General features: G+C 59.4%; 17 protein-coding genes and 1 pseudogene. 8 read left to right on the top strand and 10 right to left on the bottom strand.

What is annotated here, in order from left to right; all coding sequences use genetic code 11:
- The first annotated feature begins 28 nt into the window (after positions 1 to 28).
- The 3 genes from PSEBG33_RS06495 to PSEBG33_RS06505 are packed head-to-tail and all read left to right on the top strand — an operon-like array spanning position 29 to position 2,693.
- The gene (locus PSEBG33_RS06495) at positions 29 to 787 is read left to right on the top strand and encodes a 5-oxoprolinase subunit PxpA (protein ID WP_005790685.1); all 759 of its coding nucleotides are present in this window, start codon (positions 29 to 31) and stop codon (positions 785 to 787) included.
- 56 nt (positions 788 to 843) lie between these two features.
- Positions 844 to 1,722: a 5-oxoprolinase subunit B family protein gene (locus PSEBG33_RS06500; protein ID WP_005790684.1), complete on the top strand. Its 879-nt coding sequence runs from the start codon at positions 844 to 846 to the stop codon at positions 1,720 to 1,722.
- Entirely contained in the window at positions 1,719 to 2,693 is a 975-nt protein-coding gene (locus PSEBG33_RS06505) for a biotin-dependent carboxyltransferase family protein (protein WP_005790682.1), read from the top strand. Before PSEBG33_RS06500 ends, PSEBG33_RS06505 begins: the two co-directional genes overlap by 4 nt.
- Before the next feature lie 58 nt (positions 2,694 to 2,751).
- Here the strand turns inward: PSEBG33_RS06505 and PSEBG33_RS06510 are convergent, their stop codons facing one another.
- Positions 2,752 to 4,368: an inorganic phosphate transporter gene (locus PSEBG33_RS06510; protein WP_005790681.1), complete on the bottom strand. Its 1,617-nt coding sequence runs from the start codon at positions 4,366 to 4,368 to the stop codon at positions 2,752 to 2,754.
- Positions 4,369 to 4,704: 336 nt separating this feature from the next.
- Between PSEBG33_RS06510 and PSEBG33_RS29415 the strand changes: the two genes are divergently transcribed.
- On the top strand, positions 4,705 to 5,037 hold the full coding sequence (locus PSEBG33_RS29415; RefSeq protein WP_157264177.1) for a hypothetical protein: 333 nt from the start codon (positions 4,705 to 4,707) through the stop codon (positions 5,035 to 5,037).
- 264 nt (positions 5,038 to 5,301) lie between these two features.
- On the opposite strand, the gene PSEBG33_RS06515 is transcribed toward PSEBG33_RS29415, so the two are convergent.
- The 3 genes from PSEBG33_RS06515 to PSEBG33_RS06525 form a co-directional block, all read right to left on the bottom strand.
- Complete coding sequence (locus tag PSEBG33_RS06515; protein WP_005790679.1) at positions 5,302 to 6,324, bottom strand: transporter; 1,023 nt, start codon at positions 6,322 to 6,324, stop codon at positions 5,302 to 5,304.
- A 149-nt stretch (positions 6,325 to 6,473) separates the two neighbouring features.
- Entirely contained in the window at positions 6,474 to 6,782 is a 309-nt protein-coding gene (locus PSEBG33_RS06520) for a PepSY domain-containing protein (protein WP_005790677.1), read from the bottom strand.
- Positions 6,783 to 6,876: 94 nt separating this feature from the next.
- A complete protein-coding gene (locus PSEBG33_RS06525) occupies positions 6,877 to 8,004 on the bottom strand; it encodes a glycerophosphodiester phosphodiesterase (RefSeq protein WP_005790676.1) in 1,128 nt (375 codons plus the stop codon).
- Between the two features lie 232 nt (positions 8,005 to 8,236).
- Here PSEBG33_RS06525 and PSEBG33_RS06530 point away from each other — a divergent pair, with 232 nt between their 5' ends.
- Positions 8,237 to 8,560 carry a DUF2025 family protein gene (locus tag PSEBG33_RS06530; RefSeq protein ID WP_005790675.1) on the top strand — a complete coding sequence of 108 codons (324 nt, stop codon included), beginning with the start codon at positions 8,237 to 8,239 and terminating at the stop codon, positions 8,558 to 8,560.
- A 47-nt stretch (positions 8,561 to 8,607) separates the two neighbouring features.
- Here the strand turns inward: PSEBG33_RS06530 and PSEBG33_RS06535 are convergent, their stop codons facing one another.
- Positions 8,608 to 8,928 (bottom strand): antibiotic biosynthesis monooxygenase family protein, encoded by a 321-nt coding sequence (locus PSEBG33_RS06535; RefSeq protein WP_005790674.1) that lies wholly within the window; start codon positions 8,926 to 8,928, stop codon positions 8,608 to 8,610.
- The gene (locus PSEBG33_RS06540) at positions 8,925 to 9,632 is read right to left on the bottom strand and encodes a CTP synthase (RefSeq protein WP_005790672.1); all 708 of its coding nucleotides are present in this window, start codon (positions 9,630 to 9,632) and stop codon (positions 8,925 to 8,927) included. Before PSEBG33_RS06540 ends, PSEBG33_RS06535 begins: the two co-directional genes overlap by 4 nt.
- An 80-nt stretch (positions 9,633 to 9,712) precedes the next feature.
- On the opposite strand from PSEBG33_RS06540, the gene PSEBG33_RS06545 reads away from it, so the two are divergent.
- Positions 9,713 to 10,597 carry a LysR family transcriptional regulator gene (locus PSEBG33_RS06545; RefSeq protein ID WP_005790671.1) on the top strand — a complete coding sequence of 295 codons (885 nt, stop codon included), beginning with the start codon at positions 9,713 to 9,715 and terminating at the stop codon, positions 10,595 to 10,597.
- Here PSEBG33_RS06545 and PSEBG33_RS06550 read toward each other — a convergent pair.
- The 4 genes and pseudogenes from PSEBG33_RS06550 to PSEBG33_RS06565 form a co-directional block, all read right to left on the bottom strand.
- Positions 10,594 to 11,112: a DUF1003 domain-containing protein gene (locus PSEBG33_RS06550; protein ID WP_005790669.1), complete on the bottom strand. Its 519-nt coding sequence runs from the start codon at positions 11,110 to 11,112 to the stop codon at positions 10,594 to 10,596. The two genes, PSEBG33_RS06545 and PSEBG33_RS06550, sit on opposite strands and share 4 nt — an antisense overlap.
- 76 nt (positions 11,113 to 11,188) lie before the next feature.
- Complete coding sequence (locus PSEBG33_RS06555) at positions 11,189 to 12,508, bottom strand: methyl-accepting chemotaxis protein (protein ID WP_005790667.1); 1,320 nt, start codon at positions 12,506 to 12,508, stop codon at positions 11,189 to 11,191.
- Positions 12,509 to 12,719: 211 nt separating this feature from the next.
- Positions 12,720 to 13,828: pseudogene (locus tag PSEBG33_RS28055) on the bottom strand (diguanylate cyclase).
- Positions 13,829 to 14,018: 190 nt separating this feature from the next.
- A complete protein-coding gene (locus PSEBG33_RS06565; RefSeq protein WP_005790662.1) occupies positions 14,019 to 14,645 on the bottom strand; it encodes a TetR/AcrR family transcriptional regulator in 627 nt (208 codons plus the stop codon).
- Positions 14,646 to 14,767: 122 nt separating this feature from the next.
- Between PSEBG33_RS06565 and PSEBG33_RS06570 the strand changes: the two genes are divergently transcribed.
- Both PSEBG33_RS06570 and PSEBG33_RS29410 read left to right on the top strand, forming a co-directional pair.
- The gene (locus tag PSEBG33_RS06570) at positions 14,768 to 15,826 is read left to right on the top strand and encodes an MBL fold metallo-hydrolase (RefSeq protein ID WP_005790661.1); all 1,059 of its coding nucleotides are present in this window, start codon (positions 14,768 to 14,770) and stop codon (positions 15,824 to 15,826) included.
- A gap of 327 nt (positions 15,827 to 16,153) precedes the next feature.
- Complete coding sequence (locus tag PSEBG33_RS29410) at positions 16,154 to 16,663, top strand: hypothetical protein (RefSeq protein WP_232289392.1); 510 nt, start codon at positions 16,154 to 16,156, stop codon at positions 16,661 to 16,663.
- The last annotated feature ends 51 nt before the right edge of the window (positions 16,664 to 16,714 follow it).

The raw sequence follows: 16,714 nt of genomic DNA, 5'->3' as shown, positions 1-16,714 counted from the left end.
TGGCATCACTTATGGCGGAGCAACCTTGATGCGGGCAGTGGATTTCAATTCGGACATGGGCGAAAGCTTCGGCCCCTGGACTATCGGCGACGGCGTCGACGCAGAGCTGATGGCTCACATCAGCTCGGCCAATATCGCCACCGGCTTTCACGCCGGCGACCCTGGCACCATGCGCCGCACTGTTGGGCGCGCCAAGCAATTGGGCGTGGCCATCGGCGCTCACCCGGGTTTTCGCGACCTGGTGGGCTTCGGTCGTCGGCATATCCATGCATCGGCCCAGGAGCTGGTGGACGATATGCTCTACCAGCTTGGCGCGCTGCGTGAAATGGCTCGTGCCCAAGGCGTGACCTTGCAACACATCAAGCCCCACGGCGCGCTCTACATGCACCTGGCCCGCGATGAAGAGGCTGCGCGGCTATTGGTGCAAAACCTGCAAATCATTGAGCCGACGCTGTTGTTGTACTGCATGCCCAATTCGGTGATCTGGCGCATTGCCAGGGAGCTGGGGCAGCCGGTCGTGCGCGAGTTCTATGCCGACCGTGAGTACGATCTGAGCGGCTCCATCGTGTTCACCCGCAATGTGCGTGCCCTGGACGCAGCCACTGTTGCGGCCCGTGTCCTGCGCGCTTGTCAGAGCGGGCGGGTACGTACCGTAGAAGGCGAAGACCTGATGATTGAATTCGATTCCATCTGCCTGCACAGCGATACCCCTGGCGCCCTGGACTTGGTGCAAGCCACCCGCGAAGCGTTGGATCAGGCCGGTATCGAAGTCCGGCCCCCCCAATAAGAGCCTTACCTCACTTTTTTGCCTGCCTTTCTACAATGATTCCAAGAGGAACAGACATGGCTGAAACGTCCCCCATCCGCTACAGCTTCGGCGGTGATGAACACCTGTTTGCCGAGGTCAGCGACAGCATGTCCCTGGAGGCTTTTTTCAAGGGCATGGCGGTGACCCGCGCCGTGGAACGCCTGGCGCTGGAAGGCGTGCTGGATGTGTGCCTGGCCAATGCATCCTTCCAGATTCGCTTCGACCCCGACCGCATCGCGCCTCACGTGCTGCTCGACGCGGTGCAAAGCGCCGAAGCCCAGGCGGTGGCCGAGCGCACGCTGCACACGCGCATCATCGAGATCCCGGTGCTCTATAACGACCCCTGGACCCACGAAACCCTGATGCGTTTTCGTGACCGCCACCAGGACCCCGGCGGCACTGACCTGGAATACGCCGCCCGTATCAACGGCCTGGCCGACGTGGACGCGTTTATCGCCGCCCACAGTGGCGCACCCTGGTTTGTGTCGATGGTCGGCTTTGTCGCGGGGCTGCCGTTCATGTTCCAGATGGTCGAGCGCGACCGGCAATTGCAGGTGCCCAAGTACCTGCGGCCGCGCACCGACACGCCGAAACTGACCCTGGGCCATGGCGGCTGCTTTGGGTGTATCTATTCGGTTCGCGGTGCCGGCGGTTACCAGATGTTCGGCGTGACCCCGGCACCGATCTACGACCCGCAGCAGCAGTTGGCCTACCTCAAGGAGCACATGGTGTTCTTCCGTCCTGGCGACATCGTGCAGTTCAAGCCGATGGGCCGGGAGGCTTACGACCTGGCCGTCACCGAAGTGGAAGCCGGGCGTTTCGACTTGCGCATTCGCCCGGTGGAATTTTCCCTCGATGCCTTTCTCGCCGATCCCATTGGCTATCCGCAAACCCTGCAGGAGGCGCTGGCATGATCAAGGTGCTCAAACCCGGCCTCGCCACCTCCGTGCAGGACCTGGGCCGCGAAGGCTATTACCACCTGGGCATTCCGCCATCGGGGGCGCTGGACCAATACGCGCTGAGTGTAGCCAACCATCTAGTCGGCAATCCCGTGGGCGCGGCTGGCCTGGAATGCACGCTGATCGGGCCTGAGCTGGAGTTCCAGCAAGACGCGCTTATAGCGCTGAGCGGCGCCTTGATGTCGCCGCGCCTGGACGGTGAAGTGGTGCATCAGGACACCGCCTTTAGCGTGCGTGCCGGGCAGGTGCTGCGCTTCGAGTTTCCCGTGGCCGGCGCGCGGACTTACCTCGCCGTTGCCGGGGGCATCGACGTGCCGTTGGTGCTTGGCAGCCGCTCCACCTACACCCTTGGTGCTCTCGGTGGGTTTCACGGGCGGCGCTTGCAGGAGGGCGATCTGTTGCCTATCGGCACGGCCAGCGGTGCGGGGCGTGCGGGCAACAGCTTGCCGATGGCGTTGCGTCGTTCGGTGGGCGGTGATGTCACGTTGCGCGTAGTGCCGGGGCTGTACTACGAGCGCTTGACCGACGCGGCAAAAAGCAGCTTTTTTGCCGAGCCGTGGACGGTGGGCTCCGAGGCTGATCGCATCGGCTATCGCTTCAAGGGCGGCAGCGCATTGAGCTTCCAGCCGCGGGAACAGCCGTTTGGCGCGGGCTCCGACCCCTCCAACATCGTCGACAGTTGCTACCCGATTGGTTCGATTCAGGTACCGGCGGGGTTGGAACCGATTGTGCTGCATCGCGATGCGGTGTCGGGCGGTGGCTACGCGATGATCGGCACGGTGATCAGCGCCGACCTGGACTTGATCGGGCAGATGCAGCCCAATCAGCGAGCGGGGTTCGTGGCGGTGACATTGGAGCAAGCGCTGGAGGCGCGGCGGGTCTACAAAAAGCGCCTGAAGGCCATGGCCGGACTCTTCACACCCTGAAGAAACACAAAACCGAATGTGGGAGGGGGCTTGCTCCCACATTTTGATTTTCTGTGTGTCAGAACAATTGGGTAAAAAGCCAGTAGAGGCTACCCGACAGCAATATCGCCGCCGGCAAGGTCAACACCCACGCCATCAACAAATTGCGGATGGTCTTCATCTGCAACCCCCCGCCATTGGCGACCATGGTCCCGGCTACACCCGAGGACAATACATGGGTGGTCGACACCGGCAGCCCGAACATATCCGCCGCGCCGATGGTCAGCATCGCCACCGTTTCGGCCGAAGCGCCTTGAGCGTAAGTCAGGTGAGTCTTGCCGATTTTTTCGCCCACCGTCACCACGATGCGCTTCCAGCCGACCATGGTGCCCAGGCCAAGGGCAATGGCCACGGCGATCTTCACCCACAGCGGGATAAAGCGCGTGGCGTTGTCGATCTGTTGCTTGAACAGTTGAAGCTTGCCCTGGGTGTCGGCGTCGAAGTTGCCGACCTTGTCTTTGTCCATCAGGCGAATGGTTTCGCTGGTCAGGTACATGTCGTTACGCACGTTGCCGACGGCTTCGGCCGGTACGGCGGCGAGGGAACCATAGCTTTTCACTTCTTCGCCGATATGGCCGGTGATGGCGGCGAGTGCGGGCACCAGTTCCGGCGTGGCCTCTTTGGTGCGAACGTAGGTCGACAAGGTTGCACGTGAATCGCCCGGTGCCGGCTGCGGCGCTGCTTTGACCAAGGCAGCCTGGGTCACTTCAGCGACGGCGGCAAATTGCAGCGACTGATCGGCAGGCATGGTGCGGTTCAGCGCGTAGGCCATCGGCAAGGTGCCCACCAGGATCAGCATGATCAGGCCCATGCCCTTTTGCCCATCGTTGGAACCGTGGGCGAACGACACGCCGGTGCAAGTAACAATCAGCATCCCGCGAATCCACCAGGGCGGCGGCGTGTCGCCTTTTGGCGCCTTGTACAGTGCACGGTTTTTGACAAAAGCGCGCAGCGCCAGCAACAGCAAGGCGGCAAATGCAAAGCCAATCAGCGGCGACAGCAACAAGGCATAACCGATCTTGATCGCCTGGCTCCAATCCACACCGCTGGTGCCGTCACGTCCGTGCATCAGGGCATTGGCTACGCCTACGCCAATGATCGAGCCGATCAGGGTATGGGACGACGAGGCCGGCAACCCCAGCCACCAGGTGCCCAGGTTCCACAGGATCGCGGCGATCAGCAAGGCGAAGATCATAGCGAAACCGGCGGAGGAGCCCACCTGCAAAATCAGCTCCACCGGCAGCAGGGCAATGATGCCGAACGCCACCGCACCGCTGGACAGCAACACGCCTAGGAAGTTGAAGAAGCCCGACCACACCACCGCAAAATGCGGTGGTAGCGAGTTGGTGTAGATCACCGTCGCCACTGCGTTGGCGGTGTCATGGAAGCCGTTGACGAATTCAAACCCCAGGGCGATCAACAACGCCACGCCGAGCAACAGGAATGGCGTCCAGGTGGTGAGCTGGGCGCCCATTTCGTGCATGTCGTGCATCAGGCTGTAGGCGGTGAACAGCAGGCCCATGGCGAGTACTGTGAAGAAGATGATTACCGTCAACAGGCCAGGTTTTGTGTCCAGACGGGGTTTGGGGCCAGCGGATGAAGCGTGGGTAGAGGCAGTCAGGGAAGGGGTGGCCATGCCGGAGCATCCAGGGTAAGGAGGATGTCATTCATAGTCGTTGCAGAATGTTACAAGGGGGCTGTCACAGGTCAGTGTTTATAAGATCGAGCGTGCCGCTGGTCAGTTATCTTTGCGCTTTCTAAACGTCCAGCATTCCATCATCAAGGTCAATACATCTCGAAGGGCTTGCCTTGCAGTGCTTTGAGGTCTGATGTCCGGTTTCGTTAGTAATGTTACTTTCATGACCTCATGATACTCGTCTGTACCTGTTAGTTTTGACAGTAGATGAATGTCAGAAGGCATAGTTTAATCGAGGTGCAGGTCTAATTTTTTAATACTTAAAAGGTGAATGCGATGAGTTTTCCCAGTCTTCCGAAAATTGAAATTCCTCAAAGCTCCCCCAATCCGCACGGTGTCACCATCCAATTAGGGCATTTTGATACGTTGGAGGTTATTGTTCCTCCAATTACAATAGTCCCGCCTTTTGGGTTTATTACTGTCTCGGTTATTGTTGATGGAAAACCAGCCCAAGAGGCTTGGGTAGAGCCAGGGGATTCTGCCCCTGTTTCAATTGATATTCCGCCCTATGCGCTACGTTGCTGTTGGCAAACAATCGAATACTTGGTGACCACTGTCAATGGTACGGAGTATTCAGAAACGCTCAGGGTTCTCAATGACGGCGTGTAAGGTAATTGAGGCTGAGGTGAATGTTGAAGTGAGTAACGTACATGCGGCAGAAGATCGAAATGTCGGTAGTTTGTGCTTCGGCATAGTTGTGTGAGTGATTCATTATGCTGCGGGCATTTTCAGGTTTTGAAGGGCGCCAACTTAGGTTGGTGCTCTTCTGTATTTTAACTCAGGTAGTTTACTTGTCTTCCAGTGTGGTGCTGCTTTGGGCGTCGAAATTTAATTAAAACCTGCTGTTTTAGGGCGGTTGCGCAAACTTTTAAGTCAATAGTCTTTGCGTTTGCGAAAGGCCCAACGCCCGGCAATCAAGGTAAAAGTCGCGACCAGCGCCACCAATATCCAGAAACCTTCCGGGTCTTGGGACAGCGGCACCCCCCCCACATTCATCCCAAAAAAGCCGGCGATGATATTGATCGGCAACGCCAGCACCGTCACCACCGTGAGGGTGAACAGCGTACGGTTGCTTTGCTCATTGAGGTTGGCGGCGATCTCTTCCTGGAGCAGCTTGATACGTTCGCCCAGGGCCGTCAGGTCGTTGATGATCAACGCAAACTCCTCGGTGGATTTGCGCAACTCCTTCACGTCTTCCTTTTGCAGCCAGTGCGGCGGACGGTTGAGCAGGCGTAACAACGAGCCTGGCTCCAGCGCCAGCAGGCGTTGCAGGCGCACCAATACGCGGCGTGCAGCGCCCAGTTCGGCGCGGTTGGTAGACAGGCGTGAGGACAGCAACTGATCTTCGATATGGTCGACGCTGATACTGGTCTTGCGCACGATCTGGGTCAGCACTTCGCCTTGGTCGCGCAGTAAATGCACCAGCAGTTCCAGAGGCGAGCGAAAGTGTTCACCGGCTTTTACCGACGAGCGCAATTTGTCTACCGAATGCAGTGGTTGCAGGCGCGCACTGATCAGCAAGCGGCTGCGCGCGCACACCCACAGCGTGGAAATATCCGACGACACCATGCTGCTGAAGTTGAACACCACATCGTTGACCACCGCCAACAAGGCCGAGTCCACATGCTCGATGCGTGTAGAGCGTGAGCCCTCATGCAAAGCTTCAAAAAACTCTTCCGGCAGCGACAAATGCGCCTGCATCCAGCGCTCGCACGCAGCGTGGGCGAGGTTCAAGTGCAGCCACAGAAACTCTTCCGGATCTTGTGGTTGCTGCAAGGCGGCGAGGGCGGTGGCTGAGTCAATTTGCTGGCCTTTTTCGCCGGGGCGAAAGCGGAAACCGTAAAGCAGGCCAAACAGGTCGGGGTCCTGATGGGCGTGGTCGATGCTGTGGTTCATGGCGGCTCGCAGGGAAAGGGCCTGTAGGACGTTTCATAGGCACTCAGGCGCGAATCATTGCAAGGTGGGATGACGGTTATGTGACGGTTGGGTGTCGCGCATAAAAAAACGCGCCACCCGAAGGTGGCGCGTTTTTTGGGAGATTCGACTCAAGTGTCGAGCTTGTCTGCGAGCACTGCGCCAGTTTTGGCGTCGAGCTTCACTTCGAATTGCTTGCCGGCAGTGTCGGTCAGTTCAACTTCGTAGACCAGGACGCCGCTATTGTTGTGGTCCAACTCGGTGTCATTGATAGTGGCGCCCGCGTGCTTGTCCAATGCGGCAGCGTTGAGTTTGTCGAAAGGCATCACGGCGCCAGACTTGAGCAGGCTAGGAATCTGGTCTGGACGAACATCCGCCTGCGCCAGGCCGGCAGTCAGGGTCAAGGCAGTGGCGGCGAACAAAGCGGTCAAGGTTTTCATGGTGTGTGTCCTTCTTGGGTTGAGCTGTTTAAGTGGCGCCAGATTAACCGGCGCAACTTAACTCATCCTTAATGGCTCACTGACACCAACGCCCTTAGTACTTATGGTCGTTGAGCAGGTCCTGAACGCTGGAAGACGGCCAGCGTTTGTAGAACTTCAGCAGCTCGGCGGCACGGTTGGTGAAGATGCCATCGACGCCGGCCTTCATGACTTTCTCGAAATCCACCGGCTCATCCACGGTGTATACATGCACCAACAGGCCCTTGTCGTGGGTCAGCTTGTTCATTTCAGGTTTCACCAGATCGGTGTAGCTCTGGTCGCCGTGGTCGGTCAGCTCAGCCGACGGGCCGGTGCCGATGGCGCCAAGGCTTTTGGCCTGGTCGACCCATTTTTCAAATTCGGCGGCGTCCTTCGGTTCTTGCTTGGCGTAGTAGGCGGCCTTGGTCGGTTCACCGGATTCGGCGAAGGTGACTTTGGATTTGGGTTCGATGCTGCCTTCGCCGACCCACAACAGCAGGATCTTCGGGGTGTTGGGCATTTCTTTCTGCAACTCTTGCAGGCTTGCAACTTCAAAGGTTTGCAGCACCACGCGGCCACGGCCTTGGCCGACGCCGGTGTTGCTTTTGCCCAGCTTGGAGCCGGCGGAACTCAGCCAGCCCTTGTCCAGCAGCTTGTTTTTCAGGTCGGCTTCGATCCCCGGGAACTGCTTGGGCTCCTTGGTTTCGATGTACAGGCCGGGTTTGTGCGAGGGGTTGCCTTCGGCGATCTTGATGATGTCGTCCAGGCTCAGGATCTTCAGGCCAACGAAGCCTGGGCGCGCGCGGTCCGGGTAGGCGGCGTTGAACCAGCTGCCGGCGTCGAGGGTTTGCAGTTCTTTCCAGGTGAACTCGTTGGCAGGCGCGTCTTTGCGCTCGGGGAACTTGGTGGCCACGTCGGTGGTGCGCTGCAGGTTGTTGTCGTGCAGGGCAAACAGCACGCCGTCCTTGCTGCGTTGCAGGTCCAGTTCCAGGTAGTCGGCCCCCAGGTCGCGTGCCACCTTGTAGGCGGCGGCGGTGGATTCAGGTGCGTCGTAGGAGGCGCCACGGTGAGCGATCACGGCAGGGTAGGGTATGCCTTCGTTTGTCGCCAATTCAGCCGGGCTGACCGGGTCGGCAGCCTGTGCCTGGCCAAGGCCGAGCATCAACGCCAGCAGCAAGGCGCTCTTGGTAAACGTGACAGGCATATGCGAAGTCCTTTCGTGGAGGTAACTTTGAGAAGGTGTCCTTTTTAACAATTGATTGCGAAAGGCGCTATCACCAAACCGACATTAACGTGCGCGCGAGCCAATTTTGTCGGTTTTTTTGTGCTGCATTGCAGTATTCTTGGCCATAGCTGCCCCGTCAGAGGGCAGTATTTTTTGCCACGCGTGTAAACCATCTTTCCAGTCCCGATGGGACTTTTCAGTGAGGTTTACCATGCGCATCACTTCAGAACTTATCTGCCAGGCCGCCGACCAACTCCAGGGTTTTGTCGGCCTCAATCGCAAGACCGGCCAGTACATCGTGCGTTTCAGCGAAGATGCCTTCGGCATGGACGTGGCCGATGACGGCATCATCCCCACTGCCGAATTCGTCTGGCTACCGGCCGCCGACCACACCATGACCCTGTGCCGCGAACGCATACAGTTGCTGCTGGACCAGAACATCGATGACCGCATCAACATCACCGAACCGTTGCGGGTGTATATGCGCCGGGTGGAGATCCCGCAGATCAGTGCGTTGCGCAGTTTGGTGAGCTAGCCCGCAGCTTTTTTCTGGTCGGTGAGGGGCAAATGAGGGTTAGTGTTTCAACGAGGGTAGGTGTACGCCCGCTCTACCTTGCATACCCGCATGTGAAACGCGGTGTACCAAGTGGCCCGCCCTCGCTCACGCGCCTGCCGATGCTCGGCCTGCTGTTTCCAGGCCAGGATCGCCGCTTCGCTGGTCCAGTAGGACACTGTGATCCCCAACCCATCTTCTCGCGCGGACTCCACCCCGAGAAACCCAGGTTGTTCCGCCGCCAGTGCCAGCATCCGCGAGGCGGCCTCGCCATAACCCTGGTCGCCATCGGTACGCAGTGAGCTGAAAATCACCGCGTAATAAGGCAGGGCCGGTGTCTTGGCGATCATACCAATGCCCCTCGACACGCCTTGAGCAGGGCCAGTGCCAAGGGCGGGGTGATGCCGTTCAGCGCAGCGCGTTCAGGCTGGAACAGGGTGGCGACGAAGAACGGATGGTCGAGCAACTCCACGGCGCGCAGATCGCCCGCTGAATCGTGGCCGGTGGGAATCAGGTTGCCTTCAAGCAGTGCACCAGCAAACGTGGGGTTGATGCCGTAGCGGCATCGATAGCCTTCGTGGATATCCACGCTGGCGTAGGCTTGGGCAATACGGGTGTAAGGGGCCAGGCGCACGGTGTCGTTCACTTCTACCAGGGAGCAGCTCAGTGGCGTGATGACGGCGCGTTCAGCGTCTGGAGCCAACTCGCCATGCTCTGCATCGGCCCAACCCAGTACGTTGCGGGCATATTCCAATACAGCATGTTGAAAACCACCGCATGTGCCGAGAAAAGGGCGTCTTTGCTCGCGAGCAAAACGGATTGCCCGCAGCGCGCCCTCGGTGTCGCGGTAGGGGCTGGCGGGGACGCACCAGAAGCCGTCAAAACCGTGCAGGGCAGAGGTGCAGGTGAGTGTGTCGGTGTCGAGCCATTGTACCTGGGCGCTCAGACCCAGGGCGGCAGCGGCCCGCTGTAGCGCCAGCGGGATAGCCCGGTGGGCGATCACATCAGGATTGTAGTCGCCGATCAGGGCGAGGTGCAGGGCGGGGGCTGTCATCGTGTATGTCCCATGGCTTGTGGTGTGCTGATACCCACTATAAATTGGCGTTTGCGCAATCAATATTGGCATTTACGCACATGCTCAATGCAGCCACGCACTATCAACTTGACTACCCCGACCTGTCATTGATCCTTGCCCTGGTGCGTGGCGGCACCCTGGCGCGGGCGGCAGCGTTGCTGCGGGTGGACGTGTCCACGGTGTTCCGTGCGGTGCGGCGGTTGGAGTCGGCCCTGGGCCAGACCTTATTTGAAAAAAGCCGCGCCGGATACTTGCCCACCAGCCTGGCGAGCAACCTGGCGCAACAGGCCGAACGCGCAGAACTCGCATTGGAGGCAGCGCGCATTGGTGTGGAGCAGGGTGGAGAAGTGATCAGCGGCACCGTGCGCTTGACCTGCACCGACTCGGTGTTGCAAGGGTTACTGCTGCCGGCCCTGGCGCAGTTCATGCCGGCCTATCCAGCACTGGTCCTGGAACTGAGCACGTCCAATGACTTCGCCAACCTCAGCCGTCGTGATGCGGATATTGCCCTGCGCCTGACCAGCAAACCGCCGGAGCATCTGGTCGGACGTTGCCTGGGGACTGTGGCGTACCAAGTGTATGCCAGTGCCGACTATGCTCATCGGCATGCAGGCCAGGCGCTGGCCAACCTGGCCTGGATCGCTCCGGACGACTTTTTGCCCGACCACCCCACGGTAGTCTGGCGCCGTGAACAATTGCCAGGCGTGCGTCCCAGTTATTGCTGCAACAGCATGCAGTCGGTGACTGAACTGGTGCGCGCCGGGCTGGGTGTGGCGGCGTTGCCGGATTTTCTAATGGGCGAAGGCTTGCAAGCACTGAGCCCTGCATTGGTAGGGTACGACACCGCGCTGTGGCTGTTGACGCGGCCTGATTGCCGGGCGTTGCGCTCGGTGGTGACGCTGTTTGATGAACTGGGGCGGCATGTGCGCGGGCTGCGAGATTAGGCTTTACGCACAAACTGTGCATGCATTTCGCACGTCAGGGTCTCGATGCGCTCGGTCAGTTGCTTGGTCATTTCCGTCAGCCGGGTATTCTGCTCCAGCAGTTCCATCAATTGCTTGGTGGTCTGGGCCGCCTGGGCCTGGCGTTCGGTGTTGGCGGTGGCGAGGGCTTCGCGATGCTGTGCGTCGGCGTCGGACTGAGCTTTATCCCGCGCAGCCTGGCGCGTCTGGGCCAGCAGGATCAGCGGCGCGGCATAAGCCGATTGCAGGCTGAAGGCCAGGTTGAGCAGGATGAACGGGTAGACGTCGAAGTGGGTGACGCCGGTCATATTCAGCACCACCCACAACACGACGATCGCGGTTTGTGCGCCCAGAAAGGTCGGGGTACCAAAAAAGCGTGCGAAGGCCTCGGCTTTGAGGGCAAAGGTGTCGTTGCCAAAGGTCGGCGCCAGGTGCGCGTGACCACGGTGGAAACGCAAGTGGTCAGTGGGGGCGGATTCGGGTTTGTCTGGGGTCATGGCGGGCTCGAGTGCTTAGCGTAAAGACAACCAACACTATAGACCGAGCCCACCAGCCACCGACATGAAGAACCGGTCAGCGATTGCCCCGGTCGTTGGCGAACGCGCTCACCGCCTGGACCGCTTCGCCGGTGCCTTCGCGAATCTGCAGGATCACTGTGCCCGCCTGGTTGGCCAGTTCTACGCCGTGGGCGGCACGGTCGCGGGTGGCGTCCATGCTGTCGATGGCTTGGCGGGTTTCGTCCTGGATCATGGCGATCATGCCGGAAATTTCGGCGGTGGAGCCGCTGGTGCGCGCCGCCAGCTGCCGCACTTCATCGGCAACCACGGCAAAGCCACGGCCCTGCTCGCCGGCGCGTGCGGCTTCGATGGCGGCGTTGAGAGCCAGCAGGTTGGTCTGGTCGGCGATGCCGCGAATGGTGTTGACGATGGCGGTGATCTGCTGCGAGCGCTCGCCGAGCTTGGCGATCAGTTGCGAGGATGTGTCGATATCCCGAGCAATTTCGCGCATACCGGTGGCGGTTTTCTGGATCACCTCGGCGCCTTTTTCGGCCATCTCCTGGGTGCTCAATGACAGGTGATAAGCCTGGGCCGCGCTCTGTGCCTCGGTGGCATGTTGTTGTACCCGGGCGGTAACATCGGAGGCGAACTTCACCACTTTGCACAGGCGCCCGCTGGCGTCGTACACCGGGTTGTAGTTGGCTTCCAGCCACACCACCTGGCCGTTTTTATCCACCCGCTCGAACTGGCCATTGAACAGCTCGCCCTGGTTCAAGCGTTTCCAGAACTCGCTGTAGGCTGCACTGTTGGCCAGTTCGGGTGTGCAGAACAGGCGGTGATGCTTGCCCTGGATCTGCGCCAGGCTGTACCCCATGCGCTGCAGGAAGTTTGCGTTGGCTGTGATAATGGTGCCATCGAGGTTGAACTCGATCATCGCCATGGCGCGGTCGATGGCTTGCAGCTTGGCGTTGGCTTCACTTTCAGCTTGCAGGCGTGGGGTGACATCCATGGCGTACTTCACCACTTTGGTCACGTGACCGGCTTCATCGCGTACCGGGTTGTAGCTGGCTTCCAGCCACACCGAATCACCGTTGGCACCCACCCGCTCAAAGGTGCCTGACTGAAATTGGCCGTTGCGCAGCTGCGTCCACAGTTGGTTGTACTCGGCGCTGCGGGTGAACGCCGGGGTGCAGAACATCCGGTGGGACTGGCCCAGGACCTGTTCTGCGCGGTAACCCATGGTCTTGAAGAAGTTCTCATTGGCCCGCAGCACAGTGCCTTGCAGGTCGAATTCGATGACGGCCATGGAGCGCTCGATGGCATCCAGCAGGCTGGCCTGTTGGGCAATGCTGTGTTGCAGGGTGCTGATGGTTTTCTTGTGGGTGTTAAATAGCATGTTAGAGGGCTCGGGCATGCAAGCATATGCGGTATCCATGTATTTGCGCCTGACCCCGTAGGGCCCCAGGCCTTACGGTTGACTTGCTCATTGCCAGCTTCCTGATGCTGACAGAGGGGGTGGAACAAGGGGTTCAGAGTGATCGGCCGGTCCAGAAGTTCGCTGCTTGAGCAGGGGCATTTTCGGGTAGCCGACCAATGGCGGCATTATGCTATTGCGGCAGGCTCGCCGACGAAGATTCGGACGAGGTGTTATCAGACAACTGCGGCTGAACAGGCGATCTTCGATCGCTGGTCCTGACGCGGTTGCGGCCGCTGTTCTTGGCAGCGTACAGCGCGCGATCCGCAGCGTTGAGCCACATGACCGCATCCTTGAAGGCCGGTTGAAAATCCGCCAGGCCGATGCTCAGGCTCACGCGTAATTCGGGATCTGCGCAGTGCGGTAGTTACTGAATTTTTCGCGTATCTGTTCCATGAGTCCTGCAGCATCTTGCAAGGGCATTTTCGGAAGGATCACACAGAACTCGTCACCTCCGTAGCGGCCGGCGAGGTCTTCTTCGCGCAGGTGCTGGCGTAATTCCTGGCTCAACTGGCGCAGTACCGCATCCCCGACGGTATGGCCGTGCATATCGTTGATGCGCTTGAAGTGGTCGATATCGATCAGGGCAATGGTCGCCTGGCTTTGTTGCTGTTGACACTTATGGAACTTGAGGTTCAGCAGGTCTTTCCATGAGCCATGGTTGAGTAGGCCGGTCAGGCTGTCGATACGGCTCAGGGCGCTGAGGGCGCGTTTATGTTGCGACAGTTTGATTGCCAACTGATAACAGACCATGCCGATGGCCATCGGGTAGAGCGTCAGCATCGGCAAGCAGGTGTAGACCTCGGAAAGGCTGACGCTGGAATCGAACTTGACCCCGAACAGGCTCCAGGCTATCGCGATGCCGGCGGCTTGTGCGAGCAGCCCATGCAGGAGCAAGTGTGTGCCACCGGCAGCGACGTTATTCATGGCCATCATCGACAGAATGGTGACGGCCGTCAGTGGCGAAAACTGGGTGGCCGCTGCCCAGAAACCGCCCGACAATGAGTCATACAGCAGATTGCGCCGTTCGGCCTGATAGGGAAACGGCGAATGGGTCGAGATCAGATAAGCCACGTGCGGCCAGGCAAGGCCATTGAACAACAACAACGCCCATACCCAGCCTGGCATTGACAAGGGATACAACGCGCCGATTACGCTGATGCTACCGATACCCAGGCCGATGATCCTTGGCTTGTAGATACGTCTGGCAAATGAAAGCCCTTTGCCTCGTCTGTTTTCCATAGTGTCCTGGGTCAGCTGTTTTTTGCAGATGCGACAGCGTGCGTCAACGGTCGGCGTCGATGATCGGATAATAGCGGCCAATATTGTCGATTATTCCCGTAGGAATAATCAGTGTCCTTTCAGGCCATTTGCGCAAAACAGCGGGTGAATGCGCCAAAAGCGACCTTTAATGTCGCCCCGGCAACAGGTCCTAATACAGGGGTGGGGTGCGCACTTCGTAGCCGGCGAGGAACAGGTCGATTGCAGATTCGATGACGTTGGCCTGGGCGGCCACATCGAGGGTGGGCTGGCCGAGCGTGATTTGCGGCCAGAAGGCAAAGGCCTTGAGCAGGCTCTGGATCTGGTGAGCCGCGAAAGCTGGATCGGTACAGTTGAGGCGGCCGTCTTCCTGGGCGGCGCGCACCCATTGGGTAAAACCTTCTTCCCGTGCGCTGAGGCGATTGACCATATCTTGCGCACGTTCGGGCGAATGGATGGTGGCAGCAATGGCCACGCGCGCCAGGTCGAGGAAGTTGGCGTCCGACATCATCTTCATTTTTGCTTCCAGCAACTTGCGCAGTTGATCGCGCAGCGGCTGGTCGCTGGCGTAGTTCACGTCCAGTTGGGCAACGCTACTGGCCCACAGTTGGCTCAGGATCTCGGCGAACAGCTCTTCCTTGCTGGGAAAGTGGTTGTACACCGTGCGCTTGGAAACGCCGGCGGTGGCGGCAACTCTGTCCATGCTGGTGACCTCGAAACCGTTCTCGCGAAATTCGGCAATCGCCGCCGCCACGATGGCGTCGCGTTTACGCTCGGTGAGGCGCTTGGGGGCAGTCATGGATGGCATTCGACTCAATCAGGAAATTACACTCAGAAGTTTACTTGCTCCGGATTTTGTTGCAATCTAGAAACTACACTGTGCAGTGTAATTCTTCTTCGTACTGTAGGAGTCACTCGGTAATGGCCACGATTTCAACCCGTGTCGACCCTGCGCCTGCAGCGCTCCAGCCTGCCGGGCAGGACCAGGGGCACTTCACCAATGACGCCCCGGTACAACACGGCGGTTTTGGCAAAACCTTGCGCATTTTCTGGAACATGTTGTTCAACAAACCACGCACTACGCGGCCAGTGGGACCGATTCCGGTGCAGCCATTGACCCGCGAGCAGTTGTTGGCGGCACCCGACCACACGGTGTTCCGCCTTGGGCATTCGACGGTACTGCTGAAGATGCGTGGTAAATTCTGGGTCACCGACCCGGTATTCGCCGAGCGCGCGTCACCGTTCAGTTGGGCAGGCCCCAAGCGTTTCCACGCCCCACCTATCAGCCTTGAAGCGTTGCCACCGCTGGAGGCGGTGATTCTTTCCCACAACCATTACGACCATCTTGATCGCGAGGCTGTGGTGCAACTGGCTGACAAGACACGCTACTTTTTGGCACCCCTGGGCGTGGGCGATACGTTGGTCAAATGGGGGGTCGACGCCAATAAAGTCCGTCAGCTGGATTGGTGGCAGGGCACGGAGGTCGATGGCATCCGTTTTATCGCCACCCCGGCACAGCACTTCTCCGGGCGTGGCCTGTTTGATAGCAACCAGACCCTGTGGTGTTCCTGGGTGATGATCGACGATGCGCGGCGCATCTTCTTCAGTGGCGACACTGGCTATTTCGATGGTTTCAAGCGCATTGGCGAGCAGTACGGCCCGTTTGACCTGACTTTGATGGAGACCGGCGCCTACAACGTCGATTGGCCCCATGTGCACATGCAACCGGAGCAAACCTTGCAGGCGCATATCGATCTCAAAGGGCGCTGGTTGTTGCCGATTCACAACGGCACCTTCGATCTGGCATTCCATGCCTGGCACGAACCCTTCGACCGCATCATGGCCCTGGCCTGGGAGCGCAATGTATCGATCACCACCCCGGCGATGGGGCAGGCGTTTCGCTTGAACCAGCCCGAGCGCGGCCATGCGTGGTGGTTGGAGGTGGAGACTGAGGGTACGCAGGAGCGCCTCGCCAGCTGACAGCAACGGCCGCGGAAAAAGGATTTTTCAAGCTGTTTCAAGGCTGCGACAGGCGCCAGTCAAGGGTGCGATGATCTCCGAGAATCTATTTTCGGGGTAGTTCCGATGGAAAGTAAATGTAGTAAGTATTGGCGAGTCGGCATGGCGTGCCCAGCCAAGCAACTGGCGCCTGGGCTTGAGGAGCCCGCTGCGAGTATCCATCCTGCTGCTGGCCCTGCAAACTCACGCAGCATCGCTTTTGGTGCCGATCCTGCTTCGGCCACCAGCATACCAATCCCCGGCTATAACGCACCGGCTCTTCCCCTGAAACCTACGCGCGATCCCTCTTTGTCGTTGATTGCCTTGAGCGGCCTGGAGCCCTCAGGGCCGGTGATGGTCGAGGTGCCGCTGGTACAGAACAACAGCACTTTCAGCGCTGCCTCGACGTTGAGCGGCAGGCGCGTGGGGTTCGCCCAGCGGTGGGGGCATGATCAAACACCGATCGAACACGGGGTGACATTCTTGCGCGCGTTGGATGTTCTGTGCCGGGCCGGAACCAACTTGGTGCCGGTGCCTGCGCGCCACGCCGATGACCCGCGCCCTGGCGGCAATGAAATCGATGAGCTTGTGCACGCGTACCAACTGGACGCTCTGGTGGCCGATAGCCAGAACGCCGCCTTCCACGACGCATGCTGGAGTGGCTACCCAAGGCTTAACGAACCGCTTGAGGATGGTGCAGTGTTGTGGTTCTACGGTGCGCGGTGGTCGAAGGATTCGCTTACGGCACTCGTACTGGGGTACCGCAGTGCTCGACGTCTTGTGGGAGTACAGGAGGTGCTGAACAATCCCACGGGATGAACTAACTATGTCGCGCTCCTTGGCGGGAGGAGAGTTTTTAGACTGGCGCCT

It is taken from the genome of Pseudomonas synxantha BG33R (genome assembly GCF_000263715.2).
Classification (GTDB): Bacteria; Pseudomonadota; Gammaproteobacteria; order Pseudomonadales; family Pseudomonadaceae; genus Aquipseudomonas; species Aquipseudomonas synxantha_A.
The sequence above is the reverse complement of the archived record's forward strand: the minus strand, read 5'-3'. Positions and strand labels throughout refer to the sequence as shown.

Bases quoted from the DNA above. Each gene is read 5' to 3' on its own strand.
- PSEBG33_RS06495 (WP_005790685.1), top strand. From the start codon at position 29: ATGCGGGCAGTGGATTTCAATTCGGACATGGGCGAAAGCTTCGGCCCC.
- PSEBG33_RS06500 (WP_005790684.1), top strand. From the start codon at position 844: ATGGCTGAAACGTCCCCCATCCGCTACAGCTTCGGCGGTGATGAACAC.
- PSEBG33_RS06505 (WP_005790682.1), top strand. From the start codon at position 1,719: ATGATCAAGGTGCTCAAACCCGGCCTCGCCACCTCCGTGCAGGACCTG.
- PSEBG33_RS06510 (WP_005790681.1), bottom strand. From the start codon at position 4,368: ATGGCCACCCCTTCCCTGACTGCCTCTACCCACGCTTCATCCGCTGGC.
- PSEBG33_RS29415 (WP_157264177.1), top strand. From the start codon at position 4,705: ATGAGTTTTCCCAGTCTTCCGAAAATTGAAATTCCTCAAAGCTCCCCC.
- PSEBG33_RS06515 (WP_005790679.1), bottom strand. From the start codon at position 6,324: ATGAACCACAGCATCGACCACGCCCATCAGGACCCCGACCTGTTTGGC.
- PSEBG33_RS06520 (WP_005790677.1), bottom strand. From the start codon at position 6,782: ATGAAAACCTTGACCGCTTTGTTCGCCGCCACTGCCTTGACCCTGACT.
- PSEBG33_RS06525 (WP_005790676.1), bottom strand. From the start codon at position 8,004: ATGCCTGTCACGTTTACCAAGAGCGCCTTGCTGCTGGCGTTGATGCTC.
- PSEBG33_RS06530 (WP_005790675.1), top strand. From the start codon at position 8,237: ATGCGCATCACTTCAGAACTTATCTGCCAGGCCGCCGACCAACTCCAG.
- PSEBG33_RS06535 (WP_005790674.1), bottom strand. From the start codon at position 8,928: ATGATCGCCAAGACACCGGCCCTGCCTTATTACGCGGTGATTTTCAGC.
- PSEBG33_RS06540 (WP_005790672.1), bottom strand. From the start codon at position 9,632: ATGACAGCCCCCGCCCTGCACCTCGCCCTGATCGGCGACTACAATCCT.
- PSEBG33_RS06545 (WP_005790671.1), top strand. From the start codon at position 9,713: ATGCTCAATGCAGCCACGCACTATCAACTTGACTACCCCGACCTGTCA.
- PSEBG33_RS06550 (WP_005790669.1), bottom strand. From the start codon at position 11,112: ATGACCCCAGACAAACCCGAATCCGCCCCCACTGACCACTTGCGTTTC.
- PSEBG33_RS06555 (WP_005790667.1), bottom strand. From the start codon at position 12,508: ATGCTATTTAACACCCACAAGAAAACCATCAGCACCCTGCAACACAGC.
- PSEBG33_RS06565 (WP_005790662.1), bottom strand. From the start codon at position 14,645: ATGACTGCCCCCAAGCGCCTCACCGAGCGTAAACGCGACGCCATCGTG.
- PSEBG33_RS06570 (WP_005790661.1), top strand. From the start codon at position 14,768: ATGGCCACGATTTCAACCCGTGTCGACCCTGCGCCTGCAGCGCTCCAG.